Source organism: Modicisalibacter sp., assembly GCF_055145905.1.
On the sequence record NZ_JBSREH010000043.1, the window covers coordinates 1 to 23082 of the forward strand.

Below are 23082 nucleotides of genomic sequence, written 5' to 3' on the forward strand. Positions count from 1 at the left end.
GCCTTGGGGCCGGTCCACAGCGAGGGCAGCAGCACCAGCGACACCGGGATCGCGGTGATCACGATGAACTGCTGCAGCACGCTGATCTGCCCCGAGCCCATGTACAGCAGGATGGCCGCCATCAGCGCCATGGCGATGCCCCAGAAGGCGCGGATCAGCGGGTTGGGCTCGTCATGCCCGGAACCCACCACGGCGATCGCGTAGCTCATCGAGTCGCCGGTGGTGGCGACGAAGATGGTGGTCAGCAGCAGGATCGCCATGGCCATCAGCGTGCCGCCGGGCAGCGCCTGGGCCACGGTCAGCGTGGCGACGTCGAACTGGAAGTTGTTGAGCGCCTCGGTGAGGTCGATCGCCCCGGTCAGCTGGTAGTGGATGCCCGAGCCGCCCAGCAGGGTGAACCACACGGTGGTGGCGATCGGCGCCAGCACCGCCACGGCGAGGATCATCTCGCGCACGCTGCGCCCGCGGGAGATGCGTGCCACGAAGATCGCCATCAGCGGGCCGTAGCCGATGAACCAGGCGAAGAAGAACACCGTCCACCACTGCATCCACCAGGCCGGGGCCGTCTCGGCAGTCATCGTCGCCATGCGGAAGAACGACGACAGGTACTCGCCGAAGCCCTGGGTGAAGGCGTTGGTCAAAAACAGCGTGGGGCCGAAGACGAAGATACCGCGGCGATGGCCAGTGCCAGGATCACGTTGAAGCGGCTGAGCAGCTGGATGCCGCGCTCGATGCCGCTCACCGCCGAGGTCACGTAGATCGCCCCCAGGGCGGCGAGGATCACCAGCTGGGTGCCGTAGCCCTGCGACCAGCCCAGCAGCTCGTGCAGGCCGAAGCTGACCTGGGTGGCCAAAAAGCCGATCGGCCCCACGGTGCCGGCGACCACCGCGATCACGCACAGCGCATCCACCACGCCGCCGAAGGCGCCGCGCATGATCCGCTCGCCGAACACCGGGTAGAGCAGTGTGCGCGGCTGCAGCGGCTGGCCCTTGACGTAGTGGGCGTGGGCCAGCACCACCGCGGTCAGGGTGCCGAGCACCGCCCAGGCGAGAAAGCCCCAGTGCATGAAGGCCTGGGCCAGCGCGCCGGGTACCGCTGCCGGGGTGCCGGGCTCGGTGTCGAAGGCCGGCGGGGTAACCACGAAGTGGTAGACCGGTTCGCCGGCGGCAAAGAACACCCCGCCGCCGGCGAGCAGCGTGCAGAGGATGATCGACAGCCACTTGAAGGTGCTCATCTCGGGGACGGCGAGATCGCCGATGCGCGCCTTGGCGGCGGGGGTGGCCGCCAGGCCGATGGCGATGAAGAAGGTCAGCAGCAGCAACAGCTGGAAGTAGGCCCCGAGGGTGCGGGCCGTCCAGGCGAAGCCGGCGCCGATGGCGCTGGCGACACCGTCGATGTCGTACAGCGACAGGGCCACGAAGACCACAATGAACCCGATGGTGAGTGTCAGTACCAGGGGGTCGCCCCAGCGTTTCTCGGAGCGGGGGCGAGGGGAAGCGGACGTATCCGGCATGAGAGAGGGACCTTGGTCGAGAGCTTGTGGCGCGACCGGCATCGTCGACCGTCGTCGGTTCGGGGGCGGTGCGCGCAAAAGCGGCCCACCCTACCATGTGGCCCGGAGGTCGGCCAGCCGCTTCGGGCGTACGGGCCAGCGGGAGTTGCTGCGGCCAGGCTTTTCTCCGGAAGGAATTCTTGTATGATAAGCGCCGCTTAACCGACTGTTTTGTCTCGGGCTAATCAGAAAGATAAACGCCCTGTAAACGCTTGAATCGGCTACCCTGTGTCTCGATGGTCGACAGGCCCGCAGTGCGGGGTGAGCGCTGTTTTAGCGTTTCCTTTTGCAGCCGCTTGCTGCCGTGCGTATCTTGCGGGTAAGCCGTACCGGCTCGGCGATGGCCGAGCGAAGAAGGGTCCGGCCGCCTGCCGGATGCTTCGGCTTTGCCGGGCATCGGGGCAGGAAGCGATCGACAACAAACCAAGAAAGAGGTGTCTTGCATGAAACGCCACGTACTTTCCGCCATGTTCTCCGGGGCGCTGATGGGCGCCGCCGCGCTGTCCACGCCGGCACAGGCGCAGCAGAACTTCATCACCATCGGCACCGGCGGCCAGACCGGGGTCTACTATGTGGTCGGCCAGTCGATCTGCCGCATGGTCAATCGCGTCGACGACGCCAACATCAAGTGCAACGCGCCGTCCACCGGCGGCTCCGTAGCCAATATCAACGGCATCATCTCCGGCGAGCTCGACATGGGTGTCGCCCAGTCCGACGTCGCCTATCGTGCCTACAACGGCGAAGGCACCTTCGACAAGCCGTTCAAGGATCTGCGCTCCGTGTTCTCCATGCACGGCGAGCCGCTGACCCTGCTGGCCCGTGCCGATTCCGGCATCAAGACGCTCGACGACCTCAAGGGCAAGCGCGTCAACATCGGCAACCCGGGTTCCGGCCAGCGCGCCACCATGGAAGTGCTGATGGATGCCAAGGGCTGGGACTCCGGCGTCTACTCCCTGGCGTCCGAGCTGACCGCCGCCGAGCAGGCGTCCGCCCTGGCCGACAACAACATCGACGCCATGGTCTACGTGGTCGGCCACCCCAACGGTTCCATCCAGGAAGCCACCACCACCGTCGACGCCAAGCTGATCCCGCTGACCGGCGACGCCGTCGACTCCCTGGTCAAGAAGTACCCGTACTACTCCAAGGTCACCATCCCCGGCGGCCTGTACAAGGGCAACCCGGATGACGTCCAGACCTTCGGCGTGAAGGCCACCGTGGTCACCGATGCCGATACCGACCCGGACGTGGTCTACCAGACCGTCAAGGCGGTGTTCGAGAACTTCGATCGCTTCAAGAAGCTGCATCCGGCCTTCGCCAACCTCAAGCCCGAGGAAATGATCAAGGACGGCCTGACCGCACCGCTGCATGAAGGCGCGGCTCGCTACTACAAGGAGCGCGGCTGGATCGACTGAGTCGACAGCTCCTCCGCTTGACGCGATGCGCGGCTGCCTTCGGGCGGTCGCGCATCGTTGGTTCTCGGCGTCGTCGAAATGCGCTCGACGCCGCCTACACTGAATGTATGCGTCACAAGCCGATGATCGTTGGCGACAATCTGCCGGTCGCCCCGGTCGCAGACACAGGGCATTGCTATGGCTGAAGACAACAAGTCGTCACCTGCCAGTTCCCAGGAGCTCGAGGATCTGGTCGCGTCCAGCGACACCGGTTCCCGCAAGCTCACGGGAACGCCTCACAAGATTCTGCTGGGGGTGGCGGCCCTCTGGTCGCTGTTCCAGCTGTGGATTGCCTCGCCGCTTCCCTTCATGCTCAAGTTCGGCGTGTTCAGCGCCACCGAGGCGCGCTCGATTCACCTGGCGTTCGCCATGTTTCTCGCTTTCCTGGCCTATCCGGCGCTCAAGCGCTCGCCGCGCGACCGGGTGCCGCTGACCGACTGGGTCATGGCACTGCTGGGCGCCGGCGCGGCGGCCTATCTGTATCTCTTCTATGACCAGCTGGCCCAGCGGCCCGGCGACCCGATCCTTCAGGATGTGGTAGTCGCCGTGGTGGGCATGCTGCTGCTGCTGGAAGCCACGCGTCGGGCGCTCGGCCCGCCGCTGATGATCGTGGCGATCGTGTTCCTGGTCTATTCGCTGGCCGGCCCGTACATGCCGGGCATGCTGGCTCACCGCGGGGTGAGCTTCGAGGGCCTGGCCAACCACCAGTGGCTGACCACCCAGGGGGTGTTCGGCATCGCGCTGGGGGTTTCCACCAGCTTCGTCTTCCTGTTCGTGCTGTTCGGCGCCCTGCTCGAGAAGGCCGGGGCCGGCAACTACTTCATCAAGGTCGCGTTCTCGCTGCTGGGCCACTATCGCGGCGGTCCGGCCAAGGCCGCCGTGGTCGCCTCGGGCATGACCGGCCTGATCTCCGGCTCGTCGATCGCCAACGTGGTGACTACCGGCACCTTCACCGTGCCGATGATGAAGCGGGTCGGCTTCTCCGCCGAAAAGGCCGGTGCGGTCGAGGTGGCGTCTTCGGTCAATGGCCAGATCATGCCGCCGGTGATGGGCGCCGCGGCCTTCCTGATGGTCGAGTATGTCGGCATCTCCTATGTGGAAGTGATCAAGCACGCCTTCCTGCCGGCGCTGATTTCCTACATCGCGCTGATCTACATCGTTCACCTTGAAGCGATGAAGGCCGGCATGAAGGGGCTGGAGAGCAGCAATCCGGTCAAGCCGCTGCTCAACAAGGTGATCGGCTTCCTGGGCGGGTTGATCGCGCTGATGGCGCTGTCGTTCGCCGTCTACTATGGCCTGGGCTGGCTCAAGCCGGTGCTCGGCGAGTCGACCCCCTGGGTGGTCGCGGTGGCGCTGGTGGCGATCTACGTGGCGCTGCTCAAGGTCAGCTCGTACTACCCCGAGCTGGAGGAGGACGACCCCAATGAAGCGGTCGTCACGCTGCCGCAGACCCGGCCCACGGTCATGGTCGGCCTGCATTACATCCTGCCGGTGATCGTGCTGGTGTGGTGTCTGATGGTGGAGCGGTTGTCGCCGGGGCTGTCGGCCTTCTGGGCGACCATGTTCATGATCTTCATCATCGTCACCCAGCGGCCGCTGATCGCGATCTTCCGCGGGCGCAGTCGCATGGCCGCGGATATCCGCGAAGGCTTCCTCGACCTGTGGGGCGGTCTGGTCGACGGGGCGCGCAACATGATCGGCATCGGCATCGCCACGGCGACCGCGGGGATCATCGTCGGCGCCGTGGCCCAGACCGGGGTCGGCCTGGTGCTGGCCGATCTGGTCGAGACGCTGTCGATGGGCAACCTGATGCTGATGCTGCTGCTCACCGCGGTGCTCAGCCTGATCCTGGGCATGGGGCTGCCGACCACCGCCAACTACATCGTGGTCTCGGCGCTGCTGGCCCCGGTGATCGTCTCGCTGGGCCAGCAGAACGGCCTGCTGGTGCCGCTGATCGCCGTTCACCTGTTCGTGTTCTACTTCGGCATCATGGCCGACGTCACGCCCCCGGTGGGGCTGGCCTCGTTCGCCGCGGCAGCGGTGTCGGGTGGCGATCCGATACGCACCGGCTTCCAGGCGTTCTACTATAGCCTGCGCACGGCGGCACTGCCGTTCCTGTTCATCTTCAACACCGACCTGCTGCTGATCGATGTCGACCTCTGGCATGGCCTGCTGATCTTCGTGGTGGCGACAGTGGCGATGCTGATCTTCGCCGCAGCGACCCAGGGCTTCCTGCTGGTCAGGAGCCGCTGGTACGAGAGCCTGCTGCTGCTGCTGGTGGCCTTCACGCTGTTCCGCCCCGGGTTCTGGATGGACATGATCCACGATCCTTACCGGGATGTGCCGCCGGCGCAGTTCGAGCAGGCCCTGGGCAGCCTGGGCAAGGGGGACAACCTGCGCGTCAAGGTCGCCGGGGAAGATGCCTACGGCAACCCCACCGAGTTCTTCGTGCAGATTCCGCGCCCGGACGGGGCCACCGGCGCCGAGCGGATGGACAACCTCGGCCTGCAGCTGATGCAGGATGACGGCAAGACGGTCGTCGACATGACCACCTTCGGCAGCGAAGCCGAGGAGCTGGGCTTCGAGTTCGATCAGCAGATCCTGTCCGTCAAGGCGCCCGAGGAGCGCTGGGCCAAGGAGTGGATGTGGATTCCGGGGCTGGCGGTCTTCGCCCTGGTGGTATTGTTGCAGCGTCGTCGCCGGCAGGCATCGTCCGACCCGGCGCCCGCGGTGTAGGAGAATCGCCATGTATCGCAAGATCGTGTTGCCCGTCGACCTCAACGAGCCGGCCTCCTGGGAACGGGCACTGCCCACGGCGCTGGCGCTGTGCCGGACCTTCGGGGCCAGCCTGCATGTCGTCACCGTGCTGCCCGACTACCACATGCCGCTGGTGGGCAGCTTCTTCCCGGAGGACTTCGGCGAGAAGGCCCGCAAGGCGCTGTCCGAAGCCCAGCATCGCTTCGTCGCCGAGCATGTGCCCGACGAGGTCGAGACCCAGTGCATCGTCGCCGAGGGCTCGCCCTACGAAGGGATTGTCGAGAGTGCCAGCGCCATCGGTGCGGACCTGATCGTCATGGCGTCGCACACTCGGCGCAGCCTGGCGGATCGTCTGCTCGGCCCCAATGCCGAACATGTCGTCCACCGCGCCGGCATGTCGGTGATGGTGGTGCGCTGACCCGACCGGCGGGGCGGGTTGCGCCCCGCCCGAGTCGCCGTCGCGCACTCGCCGTGACGCGCCTGATACTGTCGGCCCGGCCGGCAGTATCTTTCTTCGTGTTGTCGTTCTGGAGTCGCCATGCATGAAGCCACGGCTTCGCCACGCCTTTCCGGCCTGTACCGTTACCCGATAAAATCCACCGCCGGCCGTTCGCTGGAGCGTGCCACGGTCAGTGAGGAGGGGTTGCTGGGGGATCGCCGCTACATGCTGGTGCGTCCCGACGGCACCTTTCTCACGGCGCGGACCCATCCGCACCTGCAGTGCATCGTTGCCGAGCCGTCGCCCGCCGGGCTGTCCATCTGGCACCCCGAGGCCGGGCGCATCGAGGCCGTGATACAACGCTTTGCCGCCCGGCCGTTCGAGACGGCGGTGTGGGGAGATCGCTTCGCGGCCTGGACCACGGAGCCCGCTCTGGATCGCTGGTTCTCCGAGCTGCTGGGCGAGCCGGCACACCTGTTGTGGCTGGGCGAGGTCTCGTCGCGCTACCGGCCGGGCCTGGGCAAGCGGGTCAGCTTTGCCGACGGCTATCCGCTGATGATGATTAGCGAGGCCTCGCTGACGGCGCTCAACGCGCGTCTCGATCGGCCGCAGCGCATGGCCCAGTTTCGTCCCAACCTGGTGGTGGCGGGCACCGAACCCCATGCCGAGGATGCCTGGCAGCGTGTGCGCATCGGCGAGGTCGAGTTTCTCGTCGACACGCCCTGTGCGCGCTGTGTCATGACCACCGTCGACCCGGCGACGGGGCGCTTCCAGCCGGATCGCGAGCCGCTGCGCACCCTGGCGGGGTATCGCCGCGGTCCGGACGGCAAGGTGCTGTTCGGCCAAAATCTGATCGCGCTCAACGCGGGCGAGCTGCACCTCGGTGCCCCGGTCGAGATTCTGGAAACCCGAGCGGCCGGCGTCTGACGCCGGTACCCTCATTCACTCCGGGCCCTGCGACAGGACGTGGCCGCCCGGGTGATCGCGGAGCCGAGGCTCCCATCCTGCGAGAACGAGGCCGATCATGCGTCCTGTCCTGTTGCTGCTGATCCTTTTCCTGCCGTGCACCGCCGCGCTGGCGGCCGCCGAACTGCCCGCGCCGCAGGGGCGGGTGATTCTGACCGTATCCGGTGACATCACCCGCACCAACACCGGTGACGAGGCGCGCTTCGATGCCGCCATGCTGCGCGGGCTGGGCATGCATGCGGTCGCGACTCACACCCCCTGGACCGACGGGGTGTCGCGTTTCGAGGGGCCGCTGTTACGGGATGTGCTGAAGGCGGTCGGCGCGCGTGGTCAGCGGCTGCAGGTCAAGGCACTCAACGATTTCGTCGCCGCGATTCCGGTCAGCGACGTCGAGGACTACGACGTGCTGCTGGCCATGCGCCGCGACGGCGAGCCGCTGACGATACGCAGCTTCGGGCCGCTGTTCGTGCTCTATCCGTTCGACGCCCACCCTGAGCTGCAGACCGAACGCATCCATGTGCGCAGCGTCTGGCAGGTGGCCGCCATCACGGTGGAGTGAGTGCCGCGAGCCGGTGAACGAGCACCGGATGATTCCTGACTGCGGAGGTCCGCGTGCATTATCCCCTGCGTCTCAAGCTGGGCGGCGTGGCAGCGCTGTTGTGTTTCGTCACCGCGCTGGGTGTGGTCAGTCTGATCTTCTGGCGTCAGGGCAGCCTGGTGCCGACGGTCGGCAGCGATGCCGCCTGGGTCGCCTCCAAGCTTGACCGTGACACGGTGGAGCTGCGCAGTCAGGTGCTGCGCAGCCGGCCGAGCAGCAGGGCGGACCTGACGGCGCTGCGGCGGGCCTTCGACCTGCTCTACAGCCGTTCGCGATTGCTCATCGACGGGCAGAGCGCCGAGCTGATGCACACGATACCGGCGGTCAACCGGCGTATCGGCCCGATTCTTGCGAAGGTGGCCGCCCTCGATGACGCCCTGCGCGGGCTGGATCGACTGACACCCGCGGCCATCGAGCAGCTGCAGGGGCGTTTTCAGTCCCTGAGTACGGATACCCAGCGTCTGGTCATGGCGATCAATGCCTATCTCGCGCAGACCCGGTCGCAGGCGCGGGAAACCATGTTCCAGCTTTATGCCCTGCTGCTCGCGCTGATCGTGCTGATGAGCCTGGCCACGCTGGTGGTGGTGCGTTTTCTGTTTCAGGAGGCGCGGGACAACGCCGCCTCCCGGCGCCGCCTGGAGAAGCTGAGTCGGGAGCTCGAGGCGACGGCGGTGCGTGCCGAGTCGGCGAGCCGGGCCAAGTCGGACTTCCTGGCCGTGGTCAGCCACGAGATCCGAACCCCGCTCAACGGGGTGCTCGGCATGAGCGCGTTGTTGCTGGATCGCCTGCAGGAACCGCGCGCGCGCCATTATGCCCGAACCCTGCACGAAAGCGCCGAGATCCTGCTCAGCCTGATCAACGACATTCTCGACTTTTCGAAGATCGAGGCCGGTCATCTGGAGCTGGAGGTCGAGCCGTTTCACCTGCGCGGCTGCATCGACAGCGTGATGAGGCTGTTCGCCCCTCGGACGCAGGGCACGGCCGTCACCCTGACACGGCGTCTCGATCCCGCGCTGCCCGAATACCTGAGCGGCGACGCCGGCCGTCTGCGCCAGATTCTGCTAAACCTGCTTTCCAATGCCCTGAAGTTCACCGAGGCGGGACGTGTGACGCTGACGGTCGCGACCACGGCGGCTGGCCACATACGCTTCGAGGTCAGCGACACCGGGTGCGGGATTCCCGTCGATCGCCAGGCCTCGCTGTTCGAGCCCTTCCGCCAGGCCGACGCCTCGACGGCGCGGCGCTTCGGCGGCTCGGGGCTGGGGCTGGCGATCTGCAAGCGGCTGACGAGCGCCATGAATGGACGGATCGGCTGCACCAGCCGCGAAGGCGAGGGCAGCAGCTTCTGGGTCGAGCTGCCGTTGCCGACCGCCGACGCCGCTTCCCTGCCGTTGCCGTCCCGTGTGGCGTTTCCCGACGCCGCCCGGGCCGGATTCGCGGGGCGCGTGCTGGTGGCGGAAGACAACGCCGTCAACCGCCGGGTGGCGGTCGCCATGCTCGAGCGCTTCGGTCTGGAGGTGTCGATGGTCGAGGACGGCCGGGCCGCCGTGGCGCGGGCACGAGAGGAGGCCTTCGACCTGATCTTCATGGACATGCAGATGCCCGGCATTGACGGTATCGCCGCGACCCGGGCGATCCGCGAACGGGGCGGTGCACAGGCCGAGGTGCCGATCATCGCCATGACCGCGGGGGCGCTGGAGGGCGAGAAGTCGCGCGCCCTGGCGGCGGGCATGAACGGCTATCTGAGCAAGCCGGTGCTGCCGGAGCCCCTCGAGCGCCTGCTGCATCACTATCTGGGCGAGCGGGGCGAGACGTTGCGCGCGTTTCAGGCCGAGCTGGATGCCTCGCTGGACTCGCCGCTGGTCGACCGCGACGTGCTCCGGGAACTGCGCGACTCGCTGGGGCGGGAGGGCCTCGAGGAATTGATCGCGCTGTTCCGCGATCAGATCCCCGAGCGTCTGTCCCGGCTGGCGGCGGCCCAGGCGAATTCGGACGGCGCGGCGCTCGCCCATCAGGCGCATCTGCTCAAGGGCGAGGCGGCCGGGATCGGCCTCTATCGCGTCGCGACGCTATCCGGCGAGCTGGAGATCCAGGCCGGGCGGCTCACATCGTCGGCCCGCGAGGCGCGGCTGGAGACGCTTCGCCACACCCTGGAAGAGACGCTGGCGGCGCTGGGCAGCGATTGAGCGGCGTCGTCAAAGAAAGCGCGTGTCGCGCCCGTCACTGCCGAGCTGGGCGATTTCGCGCGGGCGCCCGTCTGCGTCGAGGCGCACATGGCCGATACCCGCACCGTTCCACAGTCGCTCGCCGGTTCGGGCGCGTTCCGGCACCAGCGGGCGAACATGCATGCGTCGGCGCTTGGTGAAGAGGTTGAGCGGCGACCAGGGGGCGTAGAGCCAGCGGTTGAGGCGGTCGAAGGCGTCAAGCAGGGTATCGGGAAAGGTATTCTTCAGCCCGCTGCTGGTGACCTGCCAGATGCGCGGGCCGCGCTGGCGGTGGCGCAGTCGGACCTCGTAGGCGAAGGAGTAGTGCACGTCGCCGGAGAGGATCACGTAATGCCCCGGGGTACGCGAGTGACGGAAGATGTTGAGCATCACGCTGGCGGCGCCGCGATGCGCCATCCAGTTCTCGGCGTCCACCAGCAACGGCTTGCCCAGCCAGGTGAAGACCCGCTGGACGCCCTCGATCAGCTTGACGCCGAAGATCGGTGCCGGCGACACCACGATCACGTTGGGCTCGTCGAGCAGCGTCTGCTGGAAGTCGCTGAGCGCTTCCCAGTCCATCAGTCCCGACGGGCGGTGTCGGGCGCGCTCGCTGCGCCAGCGTCGCGTGCGGGTATCCAGCACCACCACTCGCGGCGTGGTGGGCAGGGTATAGTCCCAGCCCTCGAAGCGCAGCAGCTCGCGGATCAGGCCGTCCTGCCGGTCGGCCGGCAGCTCGCCGTCGACGACGGCGTCGAGCAGGTCGGCAAGCGAGCCGAGCGGCGCGTCGAGACGCTGCGGGGCGTTGCCCCAGCCCTGGCAGAGCAGGTAGCCGAGCAGAGCGTTGCCGATGATCCGCCGCGAGAAGGGATGGCCGTAGGCGGTCTCCTCCCAGGCGGCGGTCAGGTTCCAGTCATCGGTGACGTCATGGTCGTCGAAGATCATCAGTGTGGGCAGCTGGGCCATGACCCGGGCCACCTGCGGCAGCGTGGCGACGAAGTCGTCGATGGCTGCCGCTTCCCTGTCCCAGGTGGTCGCGTCTTCGGTACTCAGGGCCGGTTTCGACGTGGTGATCAACCGCCATGGCACCGGTGACCAGACCAGCAGGTACATGGCGAGTACCTCGGCGAAGGTGATCAGATGATTCGAGGCGTTGGCGGTGGTGAAGATGGGTTTGCGTACGCCGCCGAAGAAGCGCTCGCGCAGGGCCTCGCTGGACTCGAACGCGGGCAGCAGACGCTCGCGATGGTAGTAGGTGGCCGGATGGGCGAGCAGCTCGGCGCTGTCGTTGACCACAGCCCCCTCGAGGCGCTCGCCGTAGAGTCCGAGGCGCCGGGTCAGTTCGTGGATGGCGGCCAGCAGCGGGCCGCCGACGTCATCGGCGTAGATCTGGTCGCCGGTCAGCATGAGCAGGGCCGGACGGGCCTCGGCCGTGTCGCGATGCTCGGCGAACCAGCGGTCGGCACGGGCCAGGCCGTCGGCCGCCGGGTGGTGGGGGCGTCGGCAGGAACCGTGCAGGAGGTCGTCGCAGCGCGAGCGCAGCACGAAGTCGGGGTGTGTCTGGCCGGGGTAGAGCAGGTGCGGCGCCCATTCGGCAATGCCGCGTGACTCGCCGTCCTCGGCCAAGATGTGCAGGTCGTAGCCGATCGGCACATCCTCGGGCAGGGCATCGTCCAGCGTGACGTGGATGAGATGCACCCAGGCGTGATGGCCGACGCGCAGCCGACGACAGGCGGCGTCGAGGGGCAGGCGGCGGCTCTCGCCACCGTCCGGCGTCAGGAGCAGCTGCAGGTCGAGCGGCCGGGAAGCCACCAGCCACAGGGTCAGGTTGGTCGGCTCGGCCCGCCGCAGCAGCGGGCCGGCCAGCACTTCGGGCAGCGAGGGAGGCGGCGTGTCGGTCATCGGGTGCGTCGGGTCCTGCCGGGGGCGAAAACGCTCAGCTTAGCGAGCCCGGCCGCCACTGGCCATGGGCCCGGCGACTTACTGTTTCGAGGTGCCCGGCGCGGCGGCGTCGGCCAGACACTGGCGCACTTCGGTGTCGCTGGTCTGGTCGAAGTGCCGATACCACTGGCCGACCGAGGAAAACATCTCGGGCGCGGCCAGGCACACCACCTCGTCGGCCGTGTCGCGCAGCAGTGCCAGGCTGTCGGGGGCGGCCACCGGCACGGCGACGACACAGCGCTTGGCGCCGAGCCGGTGTACCGCCTGAACGGCGGCGCGCATGGTCGCGCCGGTGGCGATGCCGTCATCGACCAGCACCACTGTGGTGGCGGCGAGGTCGGGATAGGCGCGGTCGCCGCGATAGGCCTGTTCACGTCGGGCCAGCTCGGCGCGCTCGCGCTCGATGACGGTATCCAGCGCCCGCGAGCCGATCCGCAGCCGGGTGACCAGCTCGTCATCGACGACCGTGACCCCGCCGCTGGCGATGGCGCCCATGGCGAATTCCTCGTGGCCGGGCACGCCCAGCTTGCGCACGACCAGCACGTCCAGCGGCAGGTCGAGCGTGCGGGCGATCTCGGCGGCGACCGGCACGCCGCCGCGCGGCAGTCCGAGCACCACCGCCGGCGCTGTCACCCGGCCCGCCAGGTGGCTGGCAAGGCGTTCACCGGCGTCGCGACGATCCTCAAAGGGCAACTCGGTCATGGCGGGGTTCCTCGGCAACGGGATTGGCTGGCTGTGTTCAGCGTGGCCAGTCTTGTGGGCCGGGGTCAATGTCCGGCGTCAACCGATCGTCGAGGGGGCGGGGCGTGGCGCCCGGCAACGCAGCGAGCGCTCCACGACCGTCACACCTGGCCGATAGTCGCCGCGCGCCGCGGCGATCGCGCGGGCCAGAGTCAGTTCGGCGATGCGGGCGTGATCCTGGGGCAGCGAGTTGACCGGTTGCGGCAGGAAGTCCAGCAGCCGATCATCGCCGAAGGTCGCCAGCCGCAGGGTATCGGGCAGGCCGCCGCGTGCCAGCAGTACATCCAGGGCGCCGTCAAGCAGGGTGTAGGAGGCCGTGACCAGGGCATCCGGCATGCCGCGCTCCGCCAGCAGCCGTTCCATCAGCAGGGCGCCGTCGTGGCGGTCGTAGCGTGCCGCGGAGAGGATCCACGGCTCGGCCCCCGCGGCCGCCACGGCCTGCTCGAATCCCTGCCGGCGCTCCCGGGTCATCGACAGCTCGTCCACCGCGTCGAGCCAGGCGATGTGGTGCACATCGGCATCCAGCACCGAGCGGGTCAGCGTCTCGGCGGCGGCGACGTTGTTGCTCAGCACGCAGACGAAGCGCGCCGGATCGAGTGCCCGGTCGACGGCGATCACCGGCAGGCCGCCGGCCATCAGGTCGACGTAGAAGGGGTCTTCCGCCGCCAGACTGGTGGCAACGATCAGTGCCTGGCAGCGCTGGGCGCGCAGGGCGCGGGCCAGTTCGCGTTCGGTGGCGGGGTCGTCGTCGGAGCCGGCGATCAGCAGCTGGAAGCCCTGCTCGCGGGCGCCGCGCTCGAGCCGCTTGGCCAGCCGGGCGTAGCTGGCGTTTTCCAGATCGGGAATGATCAGGCCCAGGGTGTGGCTCTGGCCGCGGCGCAGGGCGGCGGCCTGGGCGTCGACCCGATACTGGTAGCGCTCGACGATGGCCATCACCCGCTCGACGGTGTCGCGGCTGATACGGCGCTCCTCGGCCTTGCCGTTGATCACATAGCTTGCGGTGGTGCGTGAGACGCCGGCCAGGCGGGCGATTTCGGCAAGGGTCATGGCCATCTCGTTGTTGTGGCTCCGGGTATGCATAGTGCGCCCATTCTACGAAGCGCGGGCCCTCCTGGGGCCCCTGCTAAGGTCGTAGGAATGGGTGCTTGATTAATCGGGTGGATCGTTTCAGCATTGCTTTCATGATTAAGGTGACACGATTCAGCGAGGCAGGACAAGTCGAATTCACGGCGGCCCTGTCCCGTGTTCGAGGGCGGTACCGGGCCCATGGCCGTCGGCACCGCGAGGAGGCTTATCCATGTTGACGCTTCAAACCGACGATGTCGTGCTCGGCTGCCGGGCCGCCGACTGGCGCGACGCCCTCGACCAGGCGGCACGCTCGCTGGTCGAGGCCGGCCGCGCGACCCCCGAGTACCGCGACGGTCTGCACGAGCGCGAGACCCAGTCGTCGACCTATCTGGGCAACGCCATCGCCATACCCCATGGCACGCCGGCGAGCCGCGATCAGGTGCTGACCACCGGCGTGCGCGTGCTGCAATTCCCCGACGGGGTCGAGTGGCACGACGGCAACCGGGTCCACGTGCTGGTGACCATCGCCGCGCAGAGCGACGAGCACCTGGACATCCTGCGTGCGCTCACCCATGTGCTCGACCGTGACGGCGTGGCCGAGCGGCTGGCATCGGCCGCCAGTCGCGAGGCGGTGCTCGGCGAGTTGTCCAGGGCGCCGGTCAACGCCCGCGTGGACGCCGACACGCTGTGCCTGAACTTCCCCGCCCGGGACCGCTTCGAGCTGGCCCTGGCCGGGGCGGCGCGGTTGCGTCAGGTCGGCTGTGTCGACGGGGACTTCGTCGCGGCGGTCGTCGAGCAGGAGCCGGTAGCACTGGGCCAGGGCTTGTGGCTGGCCAGCAGCGACCGTGGCGTGCGCACGCCGGCGCTGTCGCTGGCCACGCCTGAGCAGGCCTTCACCGGTCCGCTGGGGCCGGTCAACGGCGTATTCTGCCTGGCCGGGCAGGGGGATGCGCATCGCGGTTTGCTGGAGCGCCTGGCCGGACTGCTCGATGCCGGTGACGGCGAGGCGCTGGCCGATGCCGATGTGGCGACCGTGCTGGCGCGGCTGGCTGGTGAGACCGCCAGCGCCGAGACCGCGCGGGTTCGGGTGCTCAACGCCCACGGCCTGCACGCGCGCCCGGCCAAGCAGCTGGTCCAGGTGGCTCGCGCCCAGAACCTGCCGATCAAGGTGCGCCTGCTCGAAGGCGCGGCCGAGTCGGTCTCGGCGGCGAGCCTGACCAAGGTGATCGGCCTCGGCGCCCGTCGCGGCCAGACGCTGGTGTTCTCCGCCGAGGGCGCGGGTGCCGCCGAGGCCCTGGCCGAGGTCGCCGCGGCGGTCCGCGACGGGCTGGGCGAGAAGGTCGAGCCGTTCGAGGAGCGTCGCGGTGTCGATGATGTCGAGCAGCCGAGCCGCACGGTCGAGCTCGAGCCGCTGCCGGCCGACACGCCGCATCCGGCGGTGGCCGCGTCACCGGGCCTGGCCATCGCGCCGGCCTTCGTGATGCGCCTGCCGCGTTTCGACTATCCGGAACGGGCGCGCGACCTGCAGGGCGAGCGGGCCGGCGATGCCACGACCCAGCGCGGGCGTCTCGAGCGGGCGATGCACGAGGCGATCGAGCAGCTCGAGGCGCTGATTCGTCAAGCCAAGGGCGGCGAGGTGGCCGAGATCCTGTCGATGCACGAGGAGATGCTCGACGACCCGGAGCTGCGCGAGGCCGCCCACGAGGGCATCGCCGACGGGCTCTCCGCCGAGGCGGCCTGGTGGCAGGCGGTGGATACCGCCGCACGTGCCCAGGAAGTGCTCGCCGATCGTCTGCTCGCCGAGCGCGCGGCCGACCTGCGCGACGTCGGTCGCCGCGTGCTGGGCATTCTCTGCGGTGCCGAGATGCCGACGCCGCCGGACTCGCCCTACATCCTGGTCACCGAGGATGTCGGCCCCTCCGACGTGGCGCGACTCGACACCAGCAAGGTGCGTGGGCTGCTGACCGTGCGCGGCGGCGCCACCTCGCACAGCGCGATCCTGGCGCGGGCGCTGGGCATCGCCGCCGTGGTCGGCGCCGGCGAGCGGGTGATGACGCTGGCCAACGGTACCGAGCTGATCCTCGACGGTGAGCGCGGCCGGGTGATCCCCGCGCCGTCCACCGAGCGTCGCGACCGCGCCGAGCTGCGCCTCAAGGAGCGCGAGATCCGCGAGCGCGAGGCGCATGCCCAGCGTTTCGAGTCGGCACACACCCGGGACGGCCATCGCGTCGAGGTGGCCGCCAACCTGGGCAATACCGCCCACGCCGGCGACGCCGTCGAGCACGGTGCCGAGGGCGTCGGCCTGCTGCGTACCGAATTCGTGTTCATGGCCCACGCCGAGGCACCCGATCTCGAGACCCAGATCGGCGAGTACCGCCAGGCCATCGATGCTCTCGACGGCCGTCCGCTGGTGGCCCGGACCCTGGATGTGGGCGGCGACAAGCCGCTGCCCTACTGGCCGGTGCCGCAGGAGGACAACCCCTTCCTCGGCTTGCGCGGGCTGCGCCTGGCACTGACCCGGCCCGAGATTCTCGAGACCCAGCTGCGCGCGCTGTTGACCGCTGCCGGCGACAAGCCGCTGCGGATCATGTTCCCCATGGTCAAGGACATCGCCGAGTTCCGTGCCGCCCGCGCCATCTTCGAGCGCGTCCAGGCCGAGGTGGGGGCGAGCGACGTGCAGCTCGGGGTGATGATCGAGATTCCGTCCTGCGCGCTGCTGGCGCCGAGCCTGGCCGAGGAGGTCGACTTCTTCTCGATCGGCACCAACGACCTGACCCAGTACACCCTGGCGATCGACCGTGGCCACGCCGAGCTTTCGGCGCAGTCCGACGGCCTGCATCCGGCGGTGCTGCGGCTGATCCAGATGACCGTCGACGCCGCGCATGCCCGGGGCAAGTGGGTCGGCGTGTGCGGCGAGCTGGGCAGCGACGCCCAGGCGATTCCGGTGCTGCTGGGGCTGAGCGTCGACGAGCTGTCGGTATCGATCCGTCAGGTGCCGATGGTCAAGGCCCGGCTGCGCGAACTGAGCCTCGACGAGGCCCGTCACCATGCCGAGACTGCGCTGGCCCAGCCCACCGCCGAGGCGGTGCGTGAAGCGCTGGAGGCACTCTGATGGCCCGGATTCTCGCGATCAGCCTCAATCCCGCGCTGGATCTGGCGATCCGTCTGCCGCAACTGGCGCTGGGCCGGGTCAATCGTACCGAGTCCACGCACCTGGAGGCCGCCGGCAAGGGCGTCAACGTGGCTCGGGTGCTGGTGGCCCTGGGTCATGACGTCACGGTCTCGGGCTTTCTGGGAGCGGCCAACGACGGCGTCTTCGTGCGTGCCTTCGCCGACCTGGGCGTGGAAGACGCCTGCCGGCGCGTGGCCGGCGAGACCCGCATCAACGCCAAGGTCGCCGAGCACGATGGGCGCGTCACCGACATCAATGGCCCCGGCCTGGCGGTGGACGCCGGTGCGCTCGAGGCGCTGCGCGCCGATCTCGACGCCCGGGCCGACGACCCGGCACGCCGTCCGGATGCCGTGGTGATCGCCGGCAGCCTGCCGCCGGGGGTCGATGCCGCCGACCTGGTGGCGCTGATCGCCCGGCTCGGCGAGCGGGACATCCCGGTGTGGGTGGATACCAGCGGGCCCGCACTTACTGCGGCGATCACCGCCGGGCCGACGGCGGTCAAGCCCAACGAGCAGGAGCTGGCCGATTGGGCGGGCGGCTCGCTGGATGGCGAGGCCCCGCGCCTCGAGGCCGTGCGCCGGTTGCATGCCGCGGGCATCGCCGAGGCGCTGATCTCCGCCGGTCAGGACGGGGTGCTGTGGGCCAGCCGCCGCGGCGAATGGCTGGCACTGCCGCCGTCGGTCGCGGTGACCAGCACGGTGGGCGCGGGGGACACCCTGGTCGCCGCCATGCTGCACGGGGTGCTGAGCGGTCATCCGCCCGAGCAGGTACTGCGTTTCGCCACAGCGCTGTCCGCGGAAGCCGTGCGCCATGTTGGTGTGGGCGACCCGCACGCCGACGACTTCAACGATCTCCAACGACAAACACGCGTGCAGCGCCTCGACGACGGCGCCCGGCACGCAGGGGGAGTCCACGCATGAACGTGATTCTGATTACCGCCTGCCCCAGCGGCATGGCGACGACCTTCCTGGCGGCGCGGCGGCTTGAGCAGGCGGCCGTCCGCCGGGGCTGGCACGCGACGGTAGAGATGCATGGCGAACTGGCCCCGGTCACGCCCGTCTCCCGGGAGGCCATCGACGCCGCCGATCTGGTGGTGGTCGCCGCCGACCGGGTGCCCGATCCGGAGCGCTTCCGCGACAAGCCGCTGTTCCAGGCGCCGATCGCTCAGGCGCTGCCCGACCCGGGTGACTTCCTCGATCGCGCCGCCCGCGAGGCGACCCCCTTCACGCCGGCCGCCGCGCCTGAAGCGACCACGGCGGTTGAAAGTCCGGAAGGGCGGCACATCGTCGCCGTCACCGCCTGCCCGACCGGGGTGGCGCATACCTTCATGGCCGCCGAGGCGCTGGCCGAGGCGGGGCGTGGCATGGGCCACGCCATTCGCGTCGAGACCCAGGGCTCGGTCGGCGCCCAGGATGCGCTGACCGACGCGGAAATCCGTGACGCCGACGTGGTGATCCTGGCCTGCGACATCGAGGTCGACCCCAGCCGCTTTGCCGGCAAGCGCGTCTGGCGCACCTCCACCGGCAATGCCCTGAAGAAGCCGAAGGAGACCATCACGGCGGCGCTGGACAATGCCGCCGTGGAAAGCGATACCCAGGCTGCGGCCGGGGGTGGTGGCGAGAGCAAGACCAGCTTCAAGGAAAAGGGCGTCTACAAGCACCTGCTCACCGGGGTGTCGTTCATGCTGCCCATGGTGGTGGCGGGGGGCCTGTGCATCGCGCTGTCGTTCGTCTTCGGCATCAAGGCCTTCGAGCAGGAGGGTACCCTGGCCGCAGCGCTGATGCAGATCGGTGGCGGCAGCGCCTTCAAGCTGATGGTGCCGGTGCTGGCCGGCTACATCGCTTATTCGATCGCCGACCGACCCGGCATCGCCCCGGGGATGATCGGTGGCTGGCTGGCCTCCACGCTCGGCGCCGGCTTCATCGGCGGCATCCTCGCCGGCTTCCTGGCGGGCTATTCGGCGAAGGCCGTGACCCGCTACGTCAAGCTGCCGGCGAGCATCGAGTCGCTCAAGCCGATCCTGATCATTCCGCTGCTGGCGAGCCTGTTCACCGGGCTGGTGATGATCTACGTGGTGGGCACGCCGGTGGCGGCCATTCTCGACGGCCTGACCGGCTTCCTCAACAACATGGGCTCGGCCAACGCCGTGCTGCTCGGTACCCTGCTGGGCGCCATGATGTGCTTCGACATGGGCGGGCCGGTCAACAAGGCGGCCTACACCTTCGGGGTGGGGCTGCTGGCTTCCGAGACCTATGCGCCGATGGCGGCGATCATGGCCGCCGGCATGGTGCCGGCGATCGGCATGGGCATCGCCAGCTTCGTTGCCCGGCAGAAGTTTTCCGAGCCGGAACGCGAGGCGGGCAAGGCCTCCTTCGTGCTGGGGCTGTGCTTCATCACCGAGGGGGCGATCCCCTTTGCCGCCAAGGACCCGCTGCGAGTGATCCCCGCCTGCATGGTCGGTGGCGCGCTGACGGGTGCGCTGTCGATGCTCTTCGGTGCCAAGCTGATGGCGCCCCACGGCGGCATCTTCGTGCTGCTCATCCCCAACGCCATCAGCCCGGTACTCCTCTACCTGCTGGCGATCGTTGCCGGCTCGCTGGTCACCGGCCTGGGCTATGCGGCGATCAAGCGTCACAGCGAGGCCGTGGCGGTCGCCGAGGCGGCCTGACAGCCTCGTCTGTCTGATCCGGCGGCAGGGCGGCGCAGCATGCCGGCCTGCCGCCGGTTGTCTTTTGTCAGTTCTTCCCTCACACCCTGTCGTTATCGACGTCGCCATGGCGACATTGCCAGGCAATCGTTAGCCGCGTAAATTTTCCCGAACACACGCATTCGTTTCGGGAGTTCGCATGGCGTCACCTCGACTGTTCACGCCCCTTACACTCGGCGGGCTGTCGCTGCCCAACCGCATCGTCATCGCCCCCATGTGCCAGTATTCCGCCGATGGCGAAGGCAGCATGACCGACTGGCATACCATCCACCTCGGCCAGCTGGCGCTGTCCGGCGCCGGCCTGCTGATCATCGAGGCCTCGTCGGTTTCGCCGGAAGGGCGTATCAGCCCCTGGGACCATGGCCTCTACAGCGACGCCAACGAACGGGCGCTGGCGCGGACCCTGGCGGCCGTGCGGGCGCATTCGCCGATGCCGATCGGCATCCAGCTCGGCCATGCCGGGCGCAAGGCATCGTCCCGGGTGCCCTGGGAGGGCGGTGGCCAGCTGCCGCTGGAGGAGGGCGGCTGGGAGACGCTGGCGCCTTCTGCCGTACCCTATTCACCGGGCCAGCGCGAGCCGCGGGCGATGACCCGCGAACAGATCGAGCAGCTCAAGGCGGACTTCGTGGCCTCGGCCGAGCGCGCCGCCCGGCTGGGGCTTGACCTGATCGAGCTGCACGCCGCGCACGGCTATCTGCTCCACGAGTTCCTCTCGCCGCTCAGCAATCGGCGCGACGATGCCTACGGCGGCAGCCTTGAGAACCGCATGCGCCTGCTGCTGGAGGTGTTCGACGCGGTGCGCGAGGTGTTCCCCGCCGACAAGCCGGTGGGCGTGCGCATCTCCGGCAGCGACTGGGTCGAGGGTGGCTGGGATCTCGAGCAGAGCGTGGTGCTGGCTCGCGCCCTGGAAGCGCGTGGCTGCAGCTTTCTGCATTGTTCGGGTGGCGGCCTGTCGCCGGATCAGGCCCTCGACGTCGGCCCCAACTACCAGGTGCCGTTCGCCCGGCGCATCAAGGCCGAGACGGCGATGCCGGTGATCGCGGTGGGGCTGATCACCGAGCCCGAGCAGGCCGAGGGCATTCTGGTCGGCGAGGAGGCGGACGCCGTGGCCCTGGCCCGGGGCATGCTCTACGACCCGCGCTGGCCGTGGCACGCGGCGGCCCGACTGGGGGCGAGCGTGAGCGCGCCGAATCAGTACCTGCGGTGTCAGCCGCGTACCCTGAAGGGGCTGTTCGACTAGCCACGTCGCAGTAGCCGTCTCGGCATCGATGGTGTAGCTTTTGCATCCCTTGAAACGGCGGGCCGTTACCCCGGCCCCCGTCACACCGGCTCCCTACCCGGGATGCCGGATGCAAAAGGAGATACACGATGTCGACTTCACCCGTCACCCTGATGGTGGCACGTCGCGTGGCTCGCGGGCGCTACCGGGACTTCAACGCCTGGCTCAACGAGGGCCGTGACCTGGCTGCGGACTTTGCCGGCTATCTGGGCTCCGGCGTGTTGGCACCACCGCCCGACGACAACGAATATCAGATCGTCTTTCGCTTCGCCGACGAGGCGACGTTATCGGCCTGGGAGCACTCCGCCTCGCGGCGTGCCTGGCTGGTCCGCGGTCGCGACCTGTTCGAGGCGCCCCAGGAGCATCGCGCCACCGGGCTCGACAGCTGGTTTCGTGGCAGCTGTGGCCGGACTCCGCCGCGCTGGAAGCAGGCCATCGCCATCTGGCTGGCGTTCTTCCCGGTCTCGCTGACTTTTCAATGGCTGCTCGGCGATACGCTGGGCTCCCTGCCGCTGGTGCCGCGGGTGCTGGCCAGCACCCTGATGCTCACCCCGGTGATGGTATTCCTGTTCATCCCGCTCTCCACGCGCCTGCTGGCGCCGTGGCTCAACGCCCCGCCCGCCGGAACCCGGCGTCTGCCGGCATGGCGTCGGGCCCGGCGGAGTGCCTGACGGCTCATTGGTACGAAAAAAGCCGAGGCATTGCGCCTCGGCTCGAGTCGGCATGGCGTAGCCCGGGAGTCGATCGGGCCGCTCATGACCGAAGGGGTCAGTCGTCGTCGGCGAGGATGACGTGGTTCTCCCCGGCGAGCACTTCGTCCCAGGCCTGATCGAGCGTGTAGCCCTGGCAGGCATCGATGGTGTCGAGTACCTCGACGGCATGCTGCAGGGATTGGCCGTTGGCTTTCAGCGCGACCACGACCTTGGCAAGGTCCTGCTTGCTGAAGGTGCTGGCGATAAGGTCGGCCTGCTCGGTCAACTGGATGTTGTTCATGATTCAATCCTCATGCAAGGTCATCATTACCCGGAGGGAGATTCCCGTCCCGGGCTGCCATCACCGATGGCGCTCTGGTGCCTTGGCTACGCATGCCGGGCCGGATAAGCGCCCATGGCTGCACTGCGTCAGGGTCATAAGTTCTCCAAGACCTTCGCTCCTGGCGCCCGGGTCAACGGCGGCTTGGCGCTCAGGTGGTAGCCGGGCGACGGTCAGTGAATCACGGTGGCGATACCCTGTCCGGCGCCGTGATTTCACTATGGTGCAGGGCGGCATATCCCACAAAGCGCCATTGGGCGCACAAGTGGTTGTAGCTTAACTACACGATGGACGCCCGGCGTCGGGATCGGTAGCGGCACTACGAGATCGGTGTGAATGAGTGCGATGGCGGTTCCGGCATCGCACCTTGTCGGAGGTGGGCTCATGGACAATCTGTTTGCCGGGATTCCCGAGCGGCTCGATGACGAGCTGTTCGAGTCGATCATCGAGAACGAGGCCGTGACGGTGGAGCGGATCGTCTCGCGCGGGCAGCGTTCGCCGGCATGGGGCTGGTACGACCAGGCGCGCGACGAGTGGGTGGTGGTGCTCAAGGGGCGTGCCGTGCTGGCGTTCGAGCGAGGGGAGGAGATGACCCTGGCACCCGGCGATCATGTGGTCATTCCGGCGCACATGCGCCATCGGGTCGCCTGGACCGATCCCGACGGCCCGACCGTCTGGCTGGCGATCCATTACTGATGCGGCTTGTCGGGGTGGTAGAGGAAGGGGGAATGATGCACCGGAAGCGGGCGAGAGCAGCGTTCGGGGGCCCAAAAGAGAGCACCCAGCCCCTGATGGCAAGGGCTGGGCGATGACTGTCTCTTTTTCTTGAATATTGTTGTTGTTGGATTTCTTGGAAGCTGGCGTTGTTCTTGCTGATCTTCTCCAGCGGCGCCGCTTGTCGTGGCGCTTGAATTCGTCGCATGGCGGGTCGTGGACCGGCGGCGACGTAACAGTGAGCTGGCGTGCTCCGCCTCGTCCCCCTCGCCGGGGGACTTTTTTGCATCTTTTGTTGTTCTTGTGTGATGCGTCTTGCCGCCGTGTCTTGTGCTTGCTCTTCGACGGCCTTCGGTTGTTCTTGGTCTTGTTGCCGTTTTACCCCGTCACCGTCGATCTGCCTTGTATTTCTTGCCGACGTCCTGCGTCGTTGCGATGGACTCATGATCGATTTTGGCCCCCTC

The 23082-nt window shown here is 68.4% G+C and carries 16 protein-coding genes and 1 pseudogene; 12 read left to right on the top strand and 5 right to left on the bottom strand.

Annotated elements, in window-relative coordinates:
* Positions 1–1513 (bottom strand): annotated as a pseudogene (locus tag ACTCB7_RS12785) (BCCT family transporter); the annotation flags it as partial.
* Positions 1514–1995: 482 nt separating this feature from the next.
* Here ACTCB7_RS12785 and ACTCB7_RS12790 point away from each other — a divergent pair.
* From ACTCB7_RS12790 to ACTCB7_RS12815, 6 genes are all read left to right on the top strand, one after another.
* Positions 1996–2964, top strand: a complete 969-nt coding sequence (locus tag ACTCB7_RS12790; RefSeq protein ID WP_224420826.1) for a TAXI family TRAP transporter solute-binding subunit — start codon at positions 1996–1998, stop codon at positions 2962–2964.
* 177 nt (positions 2965–3141) lie between these two features.
* On the top strand, positions 3142–5739 hold the full coding sequence (locus ACTCB7_RS12795) for a TRAP transporter permease (RefSeq protein ID WP_463006968.1): 2598 nt from the start codon (positions 3142–3144) through the stop codon (positions 5737–5739).
* 10 nt (positions 5740–5749) lie between these two features.
* Complete coding sequence (locus ACTCB7_RS12800; protein ID WP_463006969.1) at positions 5750–6178, top strand: universal stress protein; 429 nt, start codon at positions 5750–5752, stop codon at positions 6176–6178.
* A gap of 120 nt (positions 6179–6298) precedes the next feature.
* The gene (locus tag ACTCB7_RS12805; RefSeq protein ID WP_463006970.1) at positions 6299–7126 is read left to right on the top strand and encodes an MOSC domain-containing protein; all 828 of its coding nucleotides are present in this window, start codon (positions 6299–6301) and stop codon (positions 7124–7126) included.
* A gap of 97 nt (positions 7127–7223) precedes the next feature.
* On the top strand, positions 7224–7724 hold the full coding sequence (locus tag ACTCB7_RS12810) for a putative pterin-binding protein (protein ID WP_463006971.1): 501 nt from the start codon (positions 7224–7226) through the stop codon (positions 7722–7724).
* 53 nt (positions 7725–7777) lie between these two features.
* Positions 7778–9949, top strand: a complete 2172-nt coding sequence (locus tag ACTCB7_RS12815; RefSeq protein WP_463006972.1) for an ATP-binding protein — start codon at positions 7778–7780, stop codon at positions 9947–9949.
* 9 nt (positions 9950–9958) lie between these two features.
* Here the strand turns inward: ACTCB7_RS12815 and ACTCB7_RS12820 are convergent, their stop codons facing one another.
* The 3 genes from ACTCB7_RS12820 to cra all read right to left on the bottom strand — a co-directional run bounded on the left by ACTCB7_RS12820 (position 9959) and on the right by cra (position 13693).
* Positions 9959–11866, bottom strand: coding sequence for a metallophosphoesterase family protein (locus ACTCB7_RS12820; RefSeq protein ID WP_463006973.1), 1908 nt, complete (start codon positions 11864–11866; stop codon positions 9959–9961).
* A 78-nt stretch (positions 11867–11944) separates the two neighbouring features.
* Positions 11945–12607 (bottom strand): phosphoribosyltransferase, encoded by a 663-nt coding sequence (locus ACTCB7_RS12825; RefSeq protein WP_463006974.1) that lies wholly within the window; start codon positions 12605–12607, stop codon positions 11945–11947.
* Between the two features lie 78 nt (positions 12608–12685).
* Entirely contained in the window at positions 12686–13693 is a 1008-nt protein-coding gene (cra, locus tag ACTCB7_RS12830) for a catabolite repressor/activator (protein ID WP_463006975.1), read from the bottom strand.
* A 250-nt stretch (positions 13694–13943) separates the two neighbouring features.
* Here cra and ptsP point away from each other — a divergent pair, with 250 nt between their 5' ends.
* The 5 genes from ptsP (at position 13944) to ACTCB7_RS12855 (ending at position 21543) form a co-directional block, all read left to right on the top strand.
* A complete protein-coding gene (gene ptsP / locus ACTCB7_RS12835; protein WP_463006976.1) occupies positions 13944–16826 on the top strand; it encodes a phosphoenolpyruvate--protein phosphotransferase in 2883 nt (960 codons plus the stop codon).
* On the top strand, positions 16826–17806 hold the full coding sequence (gene pfkB / locus ACTCB7_RS12840) for a 1-phosphofructokinase (RefSeq protein WP_463006977.1): 981 nt from the start codon (positions 16826–16828) through the stop codon (positions 17804–17806). Before ptsP ends, pfkB begins: the two co-directional genes overlap by 1 nt.
* Positions 17803–19554, top strand: coding sequence for a PTS fructose-like transporter subunit IIB (locus tag ACTCB7_RS12845; RefSeq protein ID WP_463006978.1), 1752 nt, complete (start codon positions 17803–17805; stop codon positions 19552–19554). Before pfkB ends, ACTCB7_RS12845 begins: the two co-directional genes overlap by 4 nt.
* A 178-nt stretch (positions 19555–19732) precedes the next feature.
* Positions 19733–20833, top strand: coding sequence for an NADH:flavin oxidoreductase/NADH oxidase (locus tag ACTCB7_RS12850; RefSeq protein WP_463006979.1), 1101 nt, complete (start codon positions 19733–19735; stop codon positions 20831–20833).
* 128 nt (positions 20834–20961) lie between these two features.
* The gene (locus ACTCB7_RS12855) at positions 20962–21543 is read left to right on the top strand and encodes an antibiotic biosynthesis monooxygenase (RefSeq protein WP_463006980.1); all 582 of its coding nucleotides are present in this window, start codon (positions 20962–20964) and stop codon (positions 21541–21543) included.
* A gap of 97 nt (positions 21544–21640) precedes the next feature.
* Here ACTCB7_RS12855 and ACTCB7_RS12860 read toward each other — a convergent pair whose 3' ends face one another.
* Positions 21641–21865 (bottom strand): hypothetical protein, encoded by a 225-nt coding sequence (locus tag ACTCB7_RS12860; protein WP_463006981.1) that lies wholly within the window; start codon positions 21863–21865, stop codon positions 21641–21643.
* A gap of 423 nt (positions 21866–22288) precedes the next feature.
* Here ACTCB7_RS12860 and ACTCB7_RS12865 point away from each other — a divergent pair, with 423 nt between their 5' ends.
* The gene (locus ACTCB7_RS12865) at positions 22289–22600 is read left to right on the top strand and encodes a cupin domain-containing protein (protein ID WP_224420834.1); all 312 of its coding nucleotides are present in this window, start codon (positions 22289–22291) and stop codon (positions 22598–22600) included.
* Positions 22601–23082 lie beyond the last annotated feature (482 nt).

Excerpts from the sequence above, each read along its gene's own strand:
- ACTCB7_RS12790 (WP_224420826.1), top strand. The coding sequence starts at position 1,996 with ATGAAACGCCACGTACTTTCCGCCATGTTCTCCGGGGCGCTGATGGGC.
- ACTCB7_RS12825 (WP_463006974.1), bottom strand. The coding sequence starts at position 12,607 with ATGACCGAGTTGCCCTTTGAGGATCGTCGCGACGCCGGTGAACGCCTT.
- ACTCB7_RS12860 (WP_463006981.1), bottom strand. The coding sequence starts at position 21,865 with ATGAACAACATCCAGTTGACCGAGCAGGCCGACCTTATCGCCAGCACC.
- pfkB (WP_463006977.1), top strand. The coding sequence starts at position 16,826 with ATGGCCCGGATTCTCGCGATCAGCCTCAATCCCGCGCTGGATCTGGCG.
- ACTCB7_RS12820 (WP_463006973.1), bottom strand. The coding sequence starts at position 11,866 with ATGACCGACACGCCGCCTCCCTCGCTGCCCGAAGTGCTGGCCGGCCCG.
- ACTCB7_RS12865 (WP_224420834.1), top strand. The coding sequence starts at position 22,289 with ATGGACAATCTGTTTGCCGGGATTCCCGAGCGGCTCGATGACGAGCTG.
- ACTCB7_RS12805 (WP_463006970.1), top strand. The coding sequence starts at position 6,299 with ATGCATGAAGCCACGGCTTCGCCACGCCTTTCCGGCCTGTACCGTTAC.
- ptsP (WP_463006976.1), top strand. The coding sequence starts at position 13,944 with ATGTTGACGCTTCAAACCGACGATGTCGTGCTCGGCTGCCGGGCCGCC.
- ACTCB7_RS12800 (WP_463006969.1), top strand. The coding sequence starts at position 5,750 with ATGTATCGCAAGATCGTGTTGCCCGTCGACCTCAACGAGCCGGCCTCC.
- ACTCB7_RS12810 (WP_463006971.1), top strand. The coding sequence starts at position 7,224 with ATGCGTCCTGTCCTGTTGCTGCTGATCCTTTTCCTGCCGTGCACCGCC.
- ACTCB7_RS12855 (WP_463006980.1), top strand. The coding sequence starts at position 20,962 with ATGTCGACTTCACCCGTCACCCTGATGGTGGCACGTCGCGTGGCTCGC.
- ACTCB7_RS12845 (WP_463006978.1), top strand. The coding sequence starts at position 17,803 with ATGAACGTGATTCTGATTACCGCCTGCCCCAGCGGCATGGCGACGACC.
- ACTCB7_RS12850 (WP_463006979.1), top strand. The coding sequence starts at position 19,733 with ATGGCGTCACCTCGACTGTTCACGCCCCTTACACTCGGCGGGCTGTCG.
- cra (WP_463006975.1), bottom strand. The coding sequence starts at position 13,693 with ATGACCCTTGCCGAAATCGCCCGCCTGGCCGGCGTCTCACGCACCACC.
- ACTCB7_RS12795 (WP_463006968.1), top strand. The coding sequence starts at position 3,142 with ATGGCTGAAGACAACAAGTCGTCACCTGCCAGTTCCCAGGAGCTCGAG.